We start from the raw sequence: 16,235 nt of genomic DNA on the forward strand, positions 1-16,235 counted from the left end.
GATGGCCTTCAATCCCGACAATCACGGCCTGAGGCTGTTCGTCCGCTATCTGGTGCTGTGCCTGATCGCGCTGATCTTCATCTTTCCGCTCGTGTTCATGATCAACTCGAGCTTCAAGCCGGACAGTCAGCTTCTCGCGGACACTTCCAGCCTTCGCGCCTTCCTGCCCGTCGGGGACATCAGCCTCAACAACTATTTCGGAGCGTTCCGGCGGGCGCCGGTCGGCCTGTTCGTCCTGAACTCGGTTCTAGTCACCGGGGCGACCGTCCTTCTCTCGTTACTGATCTGTTCGCTGGCCGCATTCTCCTTTGCTTTCCTGCGGTGGAAGGGGCGCGATGTCCTGCTCTCGATCGTCATCGCGACGCTGATCATCCCTTTCGAGACCATCGCTATCCCGCTCCTGCTCCTGGTCTCGAAACTGCCCTGGATCGGGCTTGATGGGCTACATTGGGGCTGGCTCAATACCTACCGGGTGCAGATCATCCCCTGGGTCGCCGACGGGCTGACGATCTTCCTGTTCGTGCAGTATTTCAAAGGGCTGCCGGGCGAGCTGATCGAGGCAAGCCGGGTGGAGGGCGCCAATTGGTGGCAGGTCTACTATCGCGTCGTCATGCCGCTTTCAGGGCCGGTCCTGGCGACTGCCGCCATCCTGAAATTCCTCGTCATGTACAACCAATATCTCTGGCCGCTCATCGTGGTGCAGCAGGAAAGCTATCGCCCGGTCATGGTCGGCCTCGGCTACTTCTTTCAACTCAACGTCGCCTGGGGCGAAGTCATGGCTTATCTCACCCTTATCACCGTCCCGGTGCTGATCTTCTACCTGTTGCTGCAGCGCGCCTTCATTGCGTCGATCGCCTCGACCGGCGTGAAGGGCTGAATACATGTTTCGCGCTCGAACACCCGTGGATCTGGGACGGCCGGTCTGCCCATTACGGCAAGCGCTGGCACGGCTATTCCAGAAGGCCGAGAGACCGATCGGTGACCCGAATTGCCGCACATGAATCAGGAAACGGGAGCCATCGCTCATGGCTGAGGTCTCGCTGAAGGGCGTCAAGAAATCCTTCGGTCGCGTCGAAATCATCAAAGGCGTCGATATCCACATCAACGACGGCGAGTTCGTCGTCTTTGTCGGACCGTCGGGCTGCGGGAAGTCCACCTTGCTGCGCATGATCGCCGGACTCGAGGACATAACCGAAGGCACCCTCGAGATCGGAGGCCGGGTGGTCAACCAGCTCCAGCCTAAGCAACGCGGTGTTGCGATGGTGTTCCAGAACTATGCCATCTTTCCGCACATGACCGTGCGCGAGAATATCGCGTTCGGCCTTACGATCGCGGGTGCTTCCAGGCAGGAAAAGCAGCAGAAGGTCGCGGAGGCCGCACGCATCCTGCAAATGGAACACTTGCTCGACCGCCGCCCAAGTCAGCTTTCGGGCGGCCAGCGCCAGCGAGTCGCTATCGGGCGCGCAATCACGCGGAAACCGGCTGTATTCCTGTTTGACGAGCCGCTCTCCAACCTCGACGCCGCACTGCGCATGGACATGCGTATGGAAATCGGCCGGCTGCGCAGGCAACTGGGCACAACGATGATCTATGTGACCCATGACCAGGTCGAGGCGATGACGCTGGCTGACAGGATCGTCGTCCTCAAGGACGGTCAAGTCATGCAGATCGGAGCGCCGATGGAACTCTATCACGAGCCGGCCAACAGGTTCGTGGCCGGCTTTCTAGGAGCCCCGTCGATGAATTTCCTGAACGTCGACGTCCTCGACCTCGATGGCGAAGCGGCAATGATCGGCAACCAATCCCTGGAGCCGATCAGGGTAGCGACCAGAAGGCGCGCCTTCCGGAAAGACGGCAAGGCTATCCTCGGTATCCGTCCGCAGCACCTCCGGGCGGTGCAATCTGGACAAGGCTTGTTGCATGGCGTCGTGGCACATGCCGAGCGATTGGGCAGCGAGACGGTCGTGGACCTGACGCTTCGCGACGATCGCGAGCTCATTGCGGCCTTCAATGAAGACAAGGTCTTTGAACCGGGTGACGCTCTGGAGCTCACGTTCGACACCGCCTTGGCCCACCTGTTCCCCGACGAGTTGCAGACGCATTAGCATGAGCAACGACAACAAGATGCGTCGGCGCGATTCGCTTGTGTCCATTCCGGAACCCGGAACAAACCTGCATGGCCGCGAGTTTCTACTTTCGCGAGAAGTGAGGGAAAGCCATGTTCAGACTTGTTTTGGCGACAGGCGTCGTAATTCTCTTTTTCGGTGAGCCGGGCCTTGCCGCAGACGGAAGTCCGTTGCCGCCGCAGAATGCCAGGAAACTGTCGGAAATAATCGCCAAGGTCGAACAGCGCGACGACTTTCGCTATGTCGACGAGGTCGCCTGGGACAGCGGCGCCTACACCGTTACTTATTACACGACCGACAAGGCGAAGGTCGAAATCACCTACGATCCGGTGACAGCCGAGCCCAAATAGATCGCCGCATCCCCTCCAGGCAACAGGTGCCCAGCTCGCTCATGGCGGCGCGGCCGGGTTCCGGCGCCCGCTCTCCCTGCGCTAGCGTCCTCAGCTCGCCGGCGAGCGCACTGCTTCCGTGCTGTCGAGTGCCTGCTGCAGCCGCGTGTCGCGGTCGTAGACGTCGCTGAAATATTCGACTTTGCCGGACATATCAGGCCAGGCGGTGAAGTAGGCGACATAGACCGGGATCGTGCGCGCTACCTTTTCGGTCGAATGTCCGCGCTTGAGCTTCTCCGCGATGTAGTCGACCGAGGTGCCGAGCACGGCGGCCGCCATGCCGCGCGGATCCTGCAGGCGAACGCAGCCATGGCTGAGCGCGCGCATATCACGCTGGAAAAACGACTTTTGCGGTGTGTCGTGCATGTAGATTGCGTGCTTGTTGGGGAACAGGATCTTCAGTTCTCCCAGCGCATTGGCCTCGCTCGGCAGCTGGCGCACGCCATAAGGTAGCTTCGCGCCATAGGCGCCCCAATTCACCGAGGAGGAGGGAATGCGTTTGCCGCGCGCGTTGACCACTTCGTAGCCGGCGCGGTCGAGATAGCCGGGATCCCTGCGCAGCCGGGGCAGCATCTCGTTGACGAGGATCGACTGCGGCACGCCCCAATAGGGATGGAAGTCGACCTGCTCGAGCTGATCGTAGAAGAAGGAAGTCTGGTTGGTGGTCTTGCCGATGACGACGCGGGTCTTCAGCTTCTCCTCGCCATTTTCGATATAGCTCGCGGTAAAGGCCGGCTGGTTGATGAAGACGCGCGGGCTGCCGAGATCGGATGGTAGCCAGCGCAACTCTTCCAGCGCGACCTGCACCTTTTGAATCTTGTCGGCCTTGGACGTCCCGACCAGCGCCGCGACGGTGCGCGGACCGATGACGCCGTCGCCCTTCATGCCAGCCTTTTTCTGAACCGCCTTGATGACCGGCGCCAGTTCCGGGGCATAGACCTCGCTGGTGGCGAGCCTGGCCAATATCTCGCCATAGGCGCCGCCCATCTCGTCGTCGAGATTGCGGGCTATCTTCGTCAGAAGCTTCGGCAGTTCGGGGCTGCTCTCCCCCGGCTTCAGCAACAGCTTGGGATCGACGACGATCTCGTCGTCGGCGCTGGCCTGAAGTGATTCCAGTTCGACACGCAGCGCCTGATATTCGGCGTTCTGCGGATGCCGCGATTCGAGATAGGTGCGCACTTGCTGGGTGCGTGTCAGTGTTTTCAGCACGCCTTCCATGTCGAGCGGCTTGACAGGAAAATCATAGTAGCCGGTGATGCGATTGGGATCGACGCGGCCGCTTTGCGCGTCGTGGACATAGCGCAAGACGCGCGCCGACAACGCCATCTCGAAGCGGACGAGTTCCTGCAGCCGCGCATCGGCGCTGCCGGTCGATGCGCCGGCGGCAGGCACTTCAACCGTATAGTCGGCCGGCGTGAGGCCATAGCTCGTCGCCTCGCCAAGCACCCGCACCGCATCTTGCGCGCGGCTGTTGGCACTGGCTCCCGTTACCCAGATGAAATCCGGATTGGCCGCGTAATAGGCGACGAGCGCCTTGGCGACGTCCTTCTCGGCGTAGAGTTCGTAGTCGTCGAGTCCGGCAATGGCTTCGCGGAAGGCAGCGCCGGTGGCGGACGACGGTTGGAAAGCGGCGTCCTGCGGCATTGCCGGCTCGCGCGCTGCCGTCAGCGTCGAGAAGTCGACGCGCACGAGCGGATCGCTCTTGTAGGTGTAATAGGACGGGCTGCGGATACGAGAGGCAGCTGGCGCCGTTGTATTTGGCTTGTATTTCGGCCTCTGCCTTGAGGGGGGCAGGAGAAAATCGCCTCGCGGCGCATGCCTGACACCACCGCCGAAGAGCCTCTCGAAGAACCCTTGCGCGTCTGCCTGCGGCACGCCGAAGGCGAGCATTGCCGCGACCGCCGCAAGCGGCATCACGGTTGCTTTGTTTCCGAGGAATTTCATCGAATCACCCGCTCCGGTTGCAACCGGCTCCCGTTCCGCATCGCTTGACGGTCTCGCCACCGCATCATGGATGTAGGGCGCGACTACACCGATTCATACTGATTTCGTTAAGCTTTCATAAATTTCAGAAGGTCTGTTGCAGAACAGTTTCACAACGCCGTGACAACTAAAGCGAATTGGGCCCGCTCCGGTTCCGGGAAATGGTGCACGGGTCGGGCGTTGGCGCCGCCGGCGATGGGAATCAACTCGACCAGCCTCTACGCCGCATTTGGCTGCAAGGAAGCGCTCTTCCTCGAAGCGGTCGATCTCTACACGCCGGTCGAAGCCGCCGCTGTTTAATGCAGCGATACCGTCTCCCGGTGTTCGGCAACGAAGCCGACCGCACGCGCGACCACGCCCTTGTCGGCGAGGATGCGGCGGTGGCCGAGCCCGTCGGCCCAGTACAGCCGCACATGGTCGCCGGCGCCGGCATAGAGCCTGGCATGGTCGGCGGACACTTCGCGGTCATCCGGAGCATGGATGACCAGCGTTGGCACCGGCGTGCTGGCAAGCTGGCGATCGCCGGTGAATTCGTGCAGCGGCCGGCCGGCGATGCGTTCGACCCGGTCGGCCATGGCGGCTTGCGAGCGTGGGCCGACACTGAGCATGCGGCTGAAATCGTTGAAGATCGCCGGCAGCGAACTCGGTGCCGCGATCAGCACCAGCCGCTCGGCCGCCAGCGGCGGAATGTCCTTGACCGAACCGACGACGGCATTGGCGGCGACGGCACCGCCGAAGGAATGGCCGACGACCGCCACGAACGGGCCGAACCATTCGCCGGTGAGCCGTGCGGCTTCTACAGCGCTGACCAATGTGAGCCGGCGGCCCTGCGATTGGCCGTGGCCCGGCAGGTCGAGCGAGACAACCTTGTAACCGGCGTCACGATAGGCTTCGATCAGCGTGCGCATGTATTCGGTGCGCGAACGCCAGCCATGGATGACGAGCACCGTGCCGGCGGCCCGCCTGCCCGGCTCTGGCCTGAATTCATGCACCATGACGCAGCCGTTTTTGGTCTTCAGCCGATGATGGCGCGCCTCGGCCATGAAGCCGGCGGCGCGGTCGACGGCGCGTCGCTCGCCGTCGCTGAGTATTTTGGCGTTCGGCGTGCGGCAGAACAGTTCGAATGCCGCGCGCCCGGTCAGGCGGGGAGCCAGGTGTTCGGCGGCGGCAAACACGCCCCGGATGACCTTCAATCCAAATGATGCCATAGTGGCGATCCATCCATTCGTTCAAGCATGAACATAATAGTTCAAACATGAACATTAAACAAGAGCTGCCCTGGGACAACCCGCGTTTTCGCAACTGGGTCGCGGTGGCGCGCGCCTGCCATGTCCTGGAGCGGACGCTGGCAGTGAAGCTCGCGCCGTTGGACCTGAAGCCGGCGCAGCTCGACGTGCTGATGAACCTTTACCGCCATCCCGGCATGTCGCAGCACGATCTCGCCCGCCGGCTGCTGGTCGGCCGCTCCAACATCACCATGCTGCTGCCGCAACTCGAGGCACGCGGCCTGCTTCGCCGCGAAGGCGATCAGAAGGACAAGCGCGTGCTGCGCCTGACCCTGACCGAAGCCGGCACGGAACTGCTGATGCAAGCGCTGAAGGTCCACATGGCGCTGATCGAGAAAGCGATGAGCCAGTCGACGCCGGAGCAATGCGACATGATCGGCGAGCAGATGCGCAAGATTGCCGACGTGCTTAGGGAAGCGTGACCGGGGCATCGGACCCAAAAGCCCGCCCTCGGGCCCGACCCGGGGGTGGCAATCGGTTTTGGGAAAATCCGATGCTCAAACAAAACAAAGGATGGTGCTCGCGGAGCGACCCGCTCACCACATCGACTTCTTCGCGCGCTCCGGCCATTCCCTGTCGTAGGCCTCGCCGTCGATGCCTTTCCGGCTGGTGATTTCCAGGATTTTTCCGGGTGTCGGCAGCGACTTCGGGTCGACATGCCTCGCCGGGTTCCACAGTTCCGACCGATGGACGGCGCGAGCGCACTGGAAATAGACCGAATCGACATCGATGACCGTGACCGAACGCGCCGGTCGGCCGTCGACACTGAACGAGGCACACAGCGCGGCATCCGTGGTGATGTGGGCGCGGCCGTTGACGCGCAGCGTCGTGCCGCAGCCTGGGACCAGGAACAACAGGCCGACGCGCGGATCGCGAATGATGTTTTTTAGCGAATCGGCACGGTTGTTGCCGCGCCGGTCCGGCATCATCAGGGTTTTTGGATCATGGATGCGGACGAAGCCGGCAAGATCGCCGCGCGGCGAGCAATCCAGCCCTTCCGGCCCGCTGGTCGCGAGCGCGGCAAAAGGCGAGGCCTCGATGAAGGCGGCGTATTCGGGGATCACATGGTCGAGTTCCTTGACCAGCGAGGTCTCGCCGGGCAGGCCATAGAGCGCTTCGAGCTGCTCGACCGTGGTGATGACGGACATGTTTCGTCTCCGAACCTTTGCCGGCGCTACTCCAATTCCGTGACGTTTTGACGACCGGCCAGGGCCAGAGCTACCGATCGCGGCTTAGTCCCTTCTCTTCCAGCTCGGCGAGATAGGCGTCCCAGCGTGCGTCCTTCTCATGACCCAGCGTATGCAAATAGTTCCAGGTGAAGATGCCGGTATCGTGAAAGTCGTCGAAGGTGATGCGGACGGCATAGTTGCCGACCGGTTCGATCTTCAGGATCGCAACGTTGCGCTTGCCGGGAACGGTCACGCGCTGTTCAGGCGAATGGCCCTGCACTTCGGCCGACGGCGAGGCAACGCGCAGCAGCTCCGCCGGCAGTTCGAACGGCTGATGGTCCGGGAATGTCACGGTAAGCAGCCTGCGGTCCTTCGAGACCCTGAGTTCCTTCGGCGCCGTCATGGTGATAAGTTCCGCATCGTCTGTCCTTCCCTACGCCGCTTCGCGCAGCGGGAAAAGGCTGCTTCGAAAACTTCCGACACAAACTGTCGGCGGCACGATGTCGCCAGGGATCGGAACCTCTTATCTTGAATGACAGGTTGGATCGTATCACATAGCCATATATAACGATGCCGTTCGCAGCCACGGGAAACGCACCAGCATGGACATGATCGATCCTTTTGGTCGCACGATCAGTTATCTGCGCGTGTCGGTCACCGACCGCTGCGACTTCCGCTGCACCTATTGCATGGCCGAAGACATGGCGTTCCTTCCCAAGAAGGATTTGCTGTCGCTGGAAGAGCTCGACCGGCTATGCACGGTTTTCATCGAAAAGGGCGTCAGGAAACTGCGTCTTACCGGCGGCGAGCCGCTGGTGCGCAAGAACATCATGCATCTGGTGCGCCAGATTTCGCGTCATCTCGAAAGCGGCGCTCTGGAAGAACTGACACTGACCACCAACGGCTCGCAGCTTTCGCGCTTTGCCGCTGAACTCGCCGATTGCGGGGTCAAGCGCATCAACGTCTCGCTGGACACGCTGGATCCGGAAAGATTCCGCCAGATTACCCGCTGGGGCAATCTCGACAAGGTCATGGATGGCATCGACGCCGCGCAGGCAGCGGGGCTGAAGGTAAAGCTCAATGCGGTGGCGCTGAAGGATTTCAACGACGCCGAGCTGCCCGAGATGCTGCGCTGGGCGCACGGCGGTGGCATGGAGTTGACGGTCATCGAAACCATGCCGATGGGCGAGATCGACGCCGACCGCACCGACCAGTATCTGCCGCTGTCGCTGCTGCGCGCAGCACTTGAGCGGCAGTTCACGCTGACCGACATCCCCTACAAGACCGGTGGTCCGGCCCGCTACGTCCACGTCGCCGAGACCGGTGGCAGGCTCGGCTTCATCACGCCGATGACGCATAATTTCTGCGAAAGCTGCAACCGCGTCCGGCTGACCTGCACCGGCACGCTCTATATGTGCCTCGGCCAGGAAGATGCCGCCGACCTGCGCGCACCGTTGCGTGCATCCGAAGGCAACGAACTGGTCGCTGACGCCATCGACGAAGCCATTGGCCGCAAGCCCAAGGGCCATGATTTCATCATCGACCGCCGCACCAACCGTCCATCGGTATCGCGGCACATGAGCGTCACCGGCGGCTGATCTTCCTGGTCGCCGCCGCCGAAGTAAATCCTGCCGCCCTTTCGAGGAGGTTGTAAACGAGCCGCCGAAGGCCGTGGACCAGCCCTTTGACGTTGCTGTCTTGCCGCCGGCTGGTAGAGGCTTGATGCAGAACCACAGTGGTAACGCCCTTGCTTCTTTCCCCAAATCTTCGCGGCGCGCTGTTCATGGTGGTGGCCATGAGTGGTTTCACCCTCAACGACGCGATCACCAAAGTCGCGTCGGAATCCATGAACATGGCGCAGGTCATGCTGATCCGCGGCGCCTTCGCTTCGCTTTTCGTCGGCCTGCTTGCCTGGCAACGCGGTGCGCTTGCCCTGCCCGGCTCGATGCTGCAGCCGATGGTGGCGATACGCGTGATCGGCGAAGCCGGCGCTACCGCGTCGTTTCTCATCGCCCTTGCCCATCTGCCGATTGCCAATGTCTCGGCCGTGCTGCAGGCGCTGCCGCTGGCGGTGACGATGGGCGCAGCACTTGTGTTCAACGAAGGCGTCGGCTGGCGGCGCTGGCTGGCCATCGCCATCGGCTTTGCCGGCGTGTTGATCATCGTGCGGCCCGGCTTCGAGGGGTTCAGCATCTATTCGTTGCTGGCGCTGGCCTGTGTCGCCTGTTGTGCCGTGCGTGACCTCGCCACCAAGCGGATACCGCAAGCCATTCCGACATTGCTGGTGTCGACCACCACGGCACTCGCCATGACCATGCTCGGCGCGGCGCTGCTTTTGCCGATGGGCGGGTGGACACCGATGACGGGTGAAAGCACGGCGTTCCTGGCATTGGCGGCAGTGCTCGTGGTCATCGGTTACCAGTTCATCATCATGGCGATGCGGGTGGGCGACATCTCGTTCATCGCGCCGTACCGCTACACGGCCCTGCTCTGGTCGATCCTGCTTGGCCTGTTCATCTTCGGCGACGTTCCCGACCTGCCGATGATCCTCGGCGCCAGCGTCATCGTCGGCTCCGGCCTCTACGCACTGTACCGCGAACGGATCGTCGGCCGGCGAAAGACAGCCGCCGAAAGCGCTGGACCTGATATGGCGCCGGACGGCATATAGGCCTGCCGTTCGCGACGAGTGACAGCATGGACGATAGACGATGACTAAAGAGATTGCCGGCACGACCTTGCCCGGGCCGAGGGTCTGTTGCAGAGCATGAAGCCATGATGAGACGCGTCTTCGGTATCACCGGCTGGAAGAATTCCGGCAAGACGACACTGACCGAAAAGCTGGTCGCCGAGCTCGTCCGGCGTGGCTGGAAAGTCTCGACGGTAAAACACGCCCATCATGACTTCGACATCGACAAACCGGGGGCGGACAGTTTTCGCCATAGGCAGGCCGGGGCGACTGAAGTCGCCATCGTGTCGGACAGGCGCTGGGCGCTGATGCACGAATTGCGCGGCGAGGACGAACCGACGCTGAATGCGATCCTGTCGCGGCTCGGCACCTCCGACGTCGTGCTGGTCGAAGGCTACAAGCGCGAGGCGCACAGCAAGATCGAGACGCGGCGGCTGGAAGCTAAGGACCGGGCACCGCTTTCGGCAAATGATCCGCATATCGTTGCCATCGCCGCCGACTTCGCCATAGCCGACAAAAACCTGCCTGTCTTCGATCTCGACGACACCAAATCGATAGCCGACTTCATCGAGCGCGCGACAGGTTTGACGCGCTGAGGGTACTGCCGAAGGAGCATCGGCCGCCCCCTATTTCCCCGTTGGTATGCCTGCCGCAACGTCAGCATTGTCCGGGAATGCGAAACCCGCAAGCAACGGTTTTACAGTTGCTTTTTCTTGGGAAAGAATGGGAGTATCGCGCCAGCGGCGGTCAACAGAACCGCCCATAGAGCCGTTTGGAACGACGGCCGGGAACATACAGAGAGGACTATCATGCGTACTGCACTGCGTATGGCGCTCGCCGCATCGGCCGCGCTGCTGACATTGGGCGTTGCCCAGGCTCAGGAGAAAACCTTGAGGATCGGCACGGAGGGAGCCTATCCGCCGTTCAACAACCTGACCGCTGATGGCCAGCTCGTGGGCTTCGACATCGATATCGCCAAGGCGCTTTGCGACGAGATGAAGGTGAAGTGCACTTTCGTCGCGCAGGATTGGGACGGCATCATCCCGGCGCTTCAGGCCGGCAAGTTCGACGCCATCGTCGCCTCGATGTCGATCACCCCGGAGCGTGCCGAGAAGGTCGACTTCACCAACAAATACTACAACACGCCGCCGGCCATCGCCGCGCCCAAGGACAGCGATATCAAAGGCGTGACCCAGGAGGACCTGGCCGGCAAGACGATCGGCGTGCAGGCGTCCACCACCCACTTCAATTATTCAACCAAGGCTTATACCGACAGTACGATCAAGCCGTACCCGACCGCGCAGGAATACCAGCTCGATCTCGCCAATGGACGCGTTGATGCGGTCAACGACGACATCACCGTTCTCGAAGGCTGGCTTGCCACGCCGGACGGCGCCTGCTGCAAGCTGATCGGTGCGATCACGCCCGACATCGAGATCCATGGTCCGGGCGCCGGCATCGCGGTACGCAAGGGCGATACCGAGTTGGTCAATCAGTTCAACAAGGCGATCGACGCCATCCGTGCCAACGGAAAGTACAAGGAAATCAACGACAAATACTTCAAGTACGACGTCTACGGCGGCGAGTCCTGATCCTTCCGGGTTGACAGCGAACGGCGGGACATCCCCGCCGTTTGCGCAAGGAGCGGCGCGAGAGCTGACGCCGCGCTCTCAAAAAAATGCCATAGAGGAGAACAGGCAGGCGGATGCAAAGCGTTTGGACGCTGCTCAGTTGGGGACCCGAAGGCTGGCTCGACGACATCGCCTATGGTGTTTTCATCACCGTTTCGCTTGCAGCCGCGACCCTGCCTCTCGGTCTGGTGATCGGCTTTCTGGTTGCGCTGGCCAAGCAATCCAACGAGCCGTCGCTGCGGCTGGCCGGCAATATCTACACCACGATCTTTCGTGGGCTGCCTGAGCTGCTGACCCTGTTCATGATCTTTTACGGCGCGCAAATCGGCATCCAGCAACTGATGCGCCTGTATGACCCGACCGCCGCGGTCGAAGTGAATGCTTTTGTTTCCGGCATGATCGCGCTCGGCGTCGTCTTCTCGTCCTACGCCAGCGAGGTCTTCCTCTCGGCATTCCGCGCCATCCCGAAGGGACAGTATGAGGGTGGCTATTCGGTCGGCCTGTCTGGCTGGCAGACGATGCGCCTTGTGGTGCTGCCGCAGCTTGTCCGTATCGCGCTGCCGGGTCTTGCCAATCTGTGGCTCATCCTGCTCAAGGATACCGCCCTGGTTTCCGCTATCGGTCTTACCGACATATTGCGGCAAGCGGGCGTCGCCGCCCGCGTCACCAAGCACGCCTTCCTGTTTTTCGGTGTTGCCGCCCTTATCTATCTGCTCCTCGCCATCATATCGTCCTTCGGCATCAATGCGATCGAACGTGCGGTCGGCCGCCAGCAGGTGCAACGATGAGTGCGGCAGCAGCCGACGTGGCGACGAAGGTCGAAAAACCGCCAGCAATCCCGCACGGCTGGCCGCGCCAACGTATTCTCGGCTACGCTCTGGTCTGTGTGTGGATAGCTTTTCTCGCCGGGATTGCTGCGTACCTCGTTGTCGCCTGGAACGGCGAGCTTTTCGCGAAATATGCGCCGTCCTATGTGACAGGCCTGGGTGTGACGCTTTTGCTGGTCGCCATCTCGATCGTGCTTGGCGCGATCCTTTCGGTGCCGATCGCCTATGCCCGCATGTCAAGGAACCGGTTTCTTTCGGGTCTTGCCTATGCCTATGTCTATTTCTTCCGCGGCACGCCGCTGCTGGCCCAGACCTTCCTTGTTTATTACGGGGTAGGCTCCTTCCGGCCGCAGCTCGATATGATTGGCCTCTGGGGCTTTTTCCGCGAGGCATTCAACTGCGCAATCTTCGCCTTCTCGCTCAATACTGCCGCTTATCAGGCTGAAATCCTGCGCGGCGCGATCGAGAGCGTGCCCAGGGGCCAGTGGGAGGGCGCCGCCTCGCTCGGCCTGCACAAATTGCAGACGATGTGGAAGATCATCCTGCCGCAGGCACTGATTGTGGCACTGCGTCCCTACGGCAACGAGATCATCCTGATGATCAAGGGCTCGGCGATCGTAGCCATCATTACTGTCTATGATCTGATGGGCATCACGAAGCTCACCTATTCGCGGACGTTCGACTTCCAGTCTTATGTCTGGGCGGCGATCATCTATCTGATCATTGTCGAAACGCTGCGCCACGCAGTCGAATGGATCGAACGGCGCATTACCATCCATCTGCAACGCTGACTCCCATCGCTTTGCCTGATCCGCTAAGAAGGCCGGAAAACAGGCTTCTAAGGGATTCGAAAACATGGCATCGGTGGCATTTCTCGGTCTTGGCGTCATGGGCTATCCAATGGCCGGACATCTCAGGAACAAGGGCGGACACGACGTTACCGTCTACAACCGCACCAGGGCAAAGGCCGAGCAATGGGTTGCCCAGCATGGCGGCAGTGTTGCCAACACGCCGACTGAGGCGGCCGACGGCAAGGACTTTGTCTTTTCCTGCGTTGGCAATGACGACGATTTGCGCGCGGTGACGATTGGAGCCGAGGGTGCATTCCAGTCGATGAAAACGGGTGCCATCTTCATCGACAACACTACAGCCTCGGCTGAAGTCGCGCGCGAACTGGCTGACAAGGCGCAATCGGGCGGTTTTTCGTTCCTCGACGCACCGGTCTCCGGCGGTCAGGCCGGCGCCGAAAACGGCGTCCTGACTGTCATGGTCGGCGGCGAACAGAAAGCCTTCGAACAGGCGAGGCCTGTCATCGACGCCTTTGCCCGCATGGTCGGGCTGATGGGCCCGGCCGGCTCGGGCCAACTCACCAAGATGATCAACCAGATCTGCATCGCCGGTCTTGTCCAAGGGCTGGCCGAAGGCATCCATTTCGGCAAGAAGGCCGGGCTCGACATCGAAAAAGTCATCGAGGTCATCTCCAAGGGCGCGGCCGGCTCGTGGCAGATGGAGAACCGCCACAAGACGATGAATGCCGGCAAATATGATTTCGGCTTCGCTGTCGACTGGATGCGCAAGGATCTCGGCATCTGCCTGGCGGAGGCCGACCGCAACGGCGCCAAGCTGCCGGTGACGGCACTTGTCGACCAATTCTACAAAGATGTGCAGGGGATGGGCGGCAAACGCTGGGACACGTCTTCGCTGCTGGCGCGATTGGAAAAGTAGGTTTTGTCGTGGCCGAGCTTTCGCCTCAATCCAGCGCCGAGGAGATTGTCGCCCATCTGCGCTTGATCGGCTCGCAGGAGAACCGCCTTGGCATGCTGCGTTACGGCATCAAGATCGAACGTGCGCTCGGTATCTCGCATGGCGTGCAGCGGCAGATTGCCAGGCAAACAAAACGCAACCATGAGCGTGCCTTCGAGCTGTGGGAGTCCGGCATCATGGAAGCGCAGTTCATCGCTTCCGTCACAGCCGATCCGAAGCGGTTTTCTGCTGCGGATGCAAGACGATGGGCGGCGACTTTCGACTCGTGGGATATCGTCGACGGCGTCTCCGATCTCTTTGTCGATACGGATTGCTGGAAGGAACTGATAGAAGAGTTCGCGGCCGACGAACGGGAGTTCGTTCGACGCACGGCTTTTGCCATGATGGCCTGGTCGGTCGTCCACCGGAAGAAGGAGCCAGAGGCGACCTTCCTCGACTTCCTGTCGATTATCGAAGCGCACGCCACCGACGGCCGTAATTTTGTGAAGAAGGCGGTGAACTGGGCGCTTCGCTCTATCGGCAAGCGATCGATGTATTTGCACGGCGCTGCCCTTGCCCTGGCACAGAAGTTGGCCGGTTCGACGGACAAGACGGCGCGCTGGATCGGCAAGGACGCTGCAAGGGAGCTTTCCGATGCCAAAACGCTCGAGCGGCTCGCCAGGAAAGGCTGACCGGAGCCAGATCCGGATTACTGAGGTGACGCGATCCACGCGCGCCGAGTTCGAGAACCTGTTCGAACAGCCTGGCGCACCAAAATACTGCTGGTGCATGGCCTGGCGCCAGCTCGAAAACCGCGAACACGCGTCAAACGATGAGAGGAGACGGGCCATGATGGCGCTCATCGAAGCCGGCACGCCGGTCGGTATCGTCGCCCATGCCGAAGGCAAGACCGCCGGTTGGTGCTCCGTGGCGCCACGCGAGACTTATCGCAAGCTGTCGCAGGGGCAGGACGACAGCGAGGCGGGCGTATGGTCGATCGTCTGCTTCTATGTGTCGAGGGCGTCGCGCGGCCGGGGACTGGCAAGCGCCCTGCTCGACGCGGCCATCGATCACGCCTTCGCCAAAGGCGCCAGGACCATCGAGGCCTATCCGGTCGACCAGGCGTCGCCGAGTTACCGTTTCATGGGCTTTCGAGAGATGTTCGTGGCCCGCGGATTCCACGAGATCGGCATGGCCGGCTCGCGCCGGCATGTGATGCGTCTCGAACGTTGACGCTGTCGACGACGGCAGCTTTACTCCGGTCAAATGGAGAGCACACGATGAGCAATTGTCTCAAATCGACAGCGGCGCTGGCGGCCGTGCTGATTTCCATAGTGGCGGGCACCGCTTCCGCCGAAACCGCGCGCATATTCTGGAAGGACCTGCGCCCGGCGACCCAACCCGCTGCCGAAAGTTTCGGATTGCCGATGGTCGCGGCAAAAATGCCTGACCGTGGCGAGACGCTGTCTCTCAATTTGCGAGACAAGGCCGTCCAACTGGCGGGGTACGCGCTGCCGCTCGATCGGGACGGCGATCTCGTCTATCAGTTCCTGCTGGTGCCGTGGACAGGTGCGTGCAGCCACATGCCGACGCCGCCGCCCAATCAGATCGTCCTCGTCACGCCCGCCCGCCCCTACAGGATGTCGCAAGCCTATCAGCCGGTTTCCGTGACCGGCGCCCTGGAGCCTGGCATGGAGAAAAGTCAGCTCTTCATCCTCGACGGTGTCAGCGTGATCCAGTCGGGTTACACCGTGCGCAAGGCGGAGGTGGCGGATGTCGATCTCGTGCCAGACACGATCACGCTACCGGCAAACTCGCCATGGACTTTCCTCAATAAAAAGAAGAACTAAGCAAAAAACTCCTCAGGCCGCGTTGGCGCCCGATTCCTTGTCCAGAACCATGTAGTCGAGCGGCATTTCGGTCGTGTATTTGATCTGTTCCATGGCAAACGACGACGAGACGTCGCGGATCTCGATCTTGGCGATTAGCCGCTTGTAGAAGGCGTCGTAAGCAGCGATGTCGGGCACCACCACGCGCAAGAGATAGTCGACGTCGCCGCTCATCCGGTAGAACTCGACCACTTCCGGAAATTCCTGAATGACCTCCGAAAAGCGGCGCAGCCACTCATGGCTGTGCGAATTGGTGCGGATCGACACGAACACGGTGACGCGCACATTCACCTTTTCATGATCGAGGATGGCGACGCGCCGCTTGATGACGCCTTCCTCCTCGAGCTTCTGAATGCGCCGCCAGCAGGGCGTGGTCGACAGTCCGACTTTCTTGGCGACATCGGCGACCGCGAGCGTCGCGTCCTCCTGCAAGAGGCGGAGGATTTTTCTGTCAAGGCGGTCCATTTGGGTGCTCCCACAGGGATAGTTCAGGAATAGATTGGCTA

18 protein-coding genes and 2 pseudogenes are annotated in these 16,235 nt (G+C 61.4%); 15 read left to right on the top strand and 5 right to left on the bottom strand.

The features are described from left to right. Position 1 precedes the first annotated feature (1 nt). The 3 genes from NMG80_RS28105 (at position 2) to NMG80_RS28115 (ending at position 2,476) form a co-directional block, all read left to right on the top strand. Positions 2 to 877 (top strand): carbohydrate ABC transporter permease, encoded by an 876-nt coding sequence (locus tag NMG80_RS28105; protein ID WP_254021114.1) that lies wholly within the window; start codon positions 2 to 4, stop codon positions 875 to 877. Between the two features lie 148 nt (positions 878 to 1,025). Further along, the gene (locus NMG80_RS28110) at positions 1,026 to 2,105 is read left to right on the top strand and encodes an ABC transporter ATP-binding protein (protein ID WP_254021115.1); all 1,080 of its coding nucleotides are present in this window, start codon (positions 1,026 to 1,028) and stop codon (positions 2,103 to 2,105) included. 113 nt (positions 2,106 to 2,218) lie between these two features. Beyond that, positions 2,219 to 2,476 carry a PepSY domain-containing protein gene (locus NMG80_RS28115; protein ID WP_254021116.1) on the top strand — a complete coding sequence of 86 codons (258 nt, stop codon included), beginning with the start codon at positions 2,219 to 2,221 and terminating at the stop codon, positions 2,474 to 2,476. Positions 2,477 to 2,566: 90 nt separating this feature from the next. Here the strand turns inward: NMG80_RS28115 and NMG80_RS28120 are convergent, their stop codons facing one another. Then, positions 2,567 to 4,459: a L,D-transpeptidase family protein gene (locus NMG80_RS28120; RefSeq protein WP_254021117.1), complete on the bottom strand. Its 1,893-nt coding sequence runs from the start codon at positions 4,457 to 4,459 to the stop codon at positions 2,567 to 2,569. Between the two features lie 231 nt (positions 4,460 to 4,690). On the opposite strand from NMG80_RS28120, the pseudogene NMG80_RS28125 reads away from it, so the two are divergent. Further along, a pseudogene (locus NMG80_RS28125) lies at positions 4,691 to 4,771 on the top strand (TetR/AcrR family transcriptional regulator); the annotation flags it as partial. A 23-nt stretch (positions 4,772 to 4,794) separates the two neighbouring features. On the opposite strand, the gene NMG80_RS28130 reads toward NMG80_RS28125, so the two are convergent. After that, positions 4,795 to 5,706, bottom strand: coding sequence for an alpha/beta hydrolase (locus NMG80_RS28130; RefSeq protein ID WP_254021118.1), 912 nt, complete (start codon positions 5,704 to 5,706; stop codon positions 4,795 to 4,797). 47 nt (positions 5,707 to 5,753) lie between these two features. Here NMG80_RS28130 and NMG80_RS28135 point away from each other — a divergent pair, with 47 nt between their 5' ends. Then, positions 5,754 to 6,206, top strand: a complete 453-nt coding sequence (locus NMG80_RS28135) for a MarR family winged helix-turn-helix transcriptional regulator (RefSeq protein ID WP_254021119.1) — start codon at positions 5,754 to 5,756, stop codon at positions 6,204 to 6,206. 114 nt (positions 6,207 to 6,320) lie between these two features. Here the strand turns inward: NMG80_RS28135 and NMG80_RS28140 are convergent, their stop codons facing one another. After that, positions 6,321 to 6,932 (bottom strand): pyridoxamine 5'-phosphate oxidase family protein, encoded by a 612-nt coding sequence (locus tag NMG80_RS28140; RefSeq protein WP_091591738.1) that lies wholly within the window; start codon positions 6,930 to 6,932, stop codon positions 6,321 to 6,323. A gap of 70 nt (positions 6,933 to 7,002) precedes the next feature. Continuing rightward, positions 7,003 to 7,356: a gamma-butyrobetaine hydroxylase family protein gene (locus tag NMG80_RS28145; RefSeq protein ID WP_436798699.1), complete on the bottom strand. Its 354-nt coding sequence runs from the start codon at positions 7,354 to 7,356 to the stop codon at positions 7,003 to 7,005. A gap of 199 nt (positions 7,357 to 7,555) precedes the next feature. Here NMG80_RS28145 and moaA point away from each other — a divergent pair, with 199 nt between their 5' ends. From moaA to NMG80_RS28195, 10 genes and pseudogenes are all read left to right on the top strand, one after another. Continuing rightward, positions 7,556 to 8,551, top strand: coding sequence for a GTP 3',8-cyclase MoaA (gene moaA / locus NMG80_RS28150; RefSeq protein ID WP_254021120.1), 996 nt, complete (start codon positions 7,556 to 7,558; stop codon positions 8,549 to 8,551). A 149-nt stretch (positions 8,552 to 8,700) separates the two neighbouring features. Continuing rightward, complete coding sequence (locus NMG80_RS28155) at positions 8,701 to 9,621, top strand: DMT family transporter (RefSeq protein WP_254021121.1); 921 nt, start codon at positions 8,701 to 8,703, stop codon at positions 9,619 to 9,621. Positions 9,622 to 9,725: 104 nt separating this feature from the next. Further along, positions 9,726 to 10,235, top strand: a complete 510-nt coding sequence (mobB, locus tag NMG80_RS28160) for a molybdopterin-guanine dinucleotide biosynthesis protein B (protein ID WP_254021122.1) — start codon at positions 9,726 to 9,728, stop codon at positions 10,233 to 10,235. 213 nt (positions 10,236 to 10,448) lie between these two features. Next, positions 10,449 to 11,231 carry an ABC transporter substrate-binding protein gene (locus tag NMG80_RS28165; RefSeq protein ID WP_254021123.1) on the top strand — a complete coding sequence of 261 codons (783 nt, stop codon included), beginning with the start codon at positions 10,449 to 10,451 and terminating at the stop codon, positions 11,229 to 11,231. A 113-nt stretch (positions 11,232 to 11,344) separates the two neighbouring features. Continuing rightward, complete coding sequence (locus tag NMG80_RS28170) at positions 11,345 to 12,058, top strand: ABC transporter permease (RefSeq protein WP_254021124.1); 714 nt, start codon at positions 11,345 to 11,347, stop codon at positions 12,056 to 12,058. Then, positions 12,055 to 12,888 (top strand): ABC transporter permease, encoded by an 834-nt coding sequence (locus NMG80_RS28175; protein WP_254021125.1) that lies wholly within the window; start codon positions 12,055 to 12,057, stop codon positions 12,886 to 12,888. The genes NMG80_RS28170 and NMG80_RS28175 overlap by 4 nt, the downstream gene beginning before the upstream one ends. A gap of 58 nt (positions 12,889 to 12,946) precedes the next feature. Next, positions 12,947 to 13,822 (top strand): annotated as a pseudogene (locus NMG80_RS28180) (NAD(P)-dependent oxidoreductase); the annotation flags it as partial. Between the two features lie 8 nt (positions 13,823 to 13,830). Continuing rightward, positions 13,831 to 14,532 (top strand): DNA alkylation repair protein, encoded by a 702-nt coding sequence (locus NMG80_RS28185; RefSeq protein ID WP_254021127.1) that lies wholly within the window; start codon positions 13,831 to 13,833, stop codon positions 14,530 to 14,532. A 97-nt stretch (positions 14,533 to 14,629) separates the two neighbouring features. Then, the gene (locus NMG80_RS28190; protein WP_301943397.1) at positions 14,630 to 15,073 is read left to right on the top strand and encodes a GNAT family N-acetyltransferase; all 444 of its coding nucleotides are present in this window, start codon (positions 14,630 to 14,632) and stop codon (positions 15,071 to 15,073) included. 47 nt (positions 15,074 to 15,120) lie between these two features. Next, positions 15,121 to 15,690, top strand: a complete 570-nt coding sequence (locus NMG80_RS28195; protein WP_254021129.1) for a DUF3299 domain-containing protein — start codon at positions 15,121 to 15,123, stop codon at positions 15,688 to 15,690. Positions 15,691 to 15,702: 12 nt separating this feature from the next. Here NMG80_RS28195 and NMG80_RS28200 read toward each other — a convergent pair whose 3' ends face one another. Next, on the bottom strand, positions 15,703 to 16,194 hold the full coding sequence (locus tag NMG80_RS28200) for an Lrp/AsnC family transcriptional regulator (RefSeq protein WP_006333679.1): 492 nt from the start codon (positions 16,192 to 16,194) through the stop codon (positions 15,703 to 15,705). Between the last annotated feature and the right edge of the window lie 41 nt (positions 16,195 to 16,235).

It is taken from the genome of Mesorhizobium escarrei (assembly GCF_935825525.1).
GTDB lineage: Bacteria > Pseudomonadota > Alphaproteobacteria > Rhizobiales > Rhizobiaceae > Mesorhizobium > Mesorhizobium escarrei.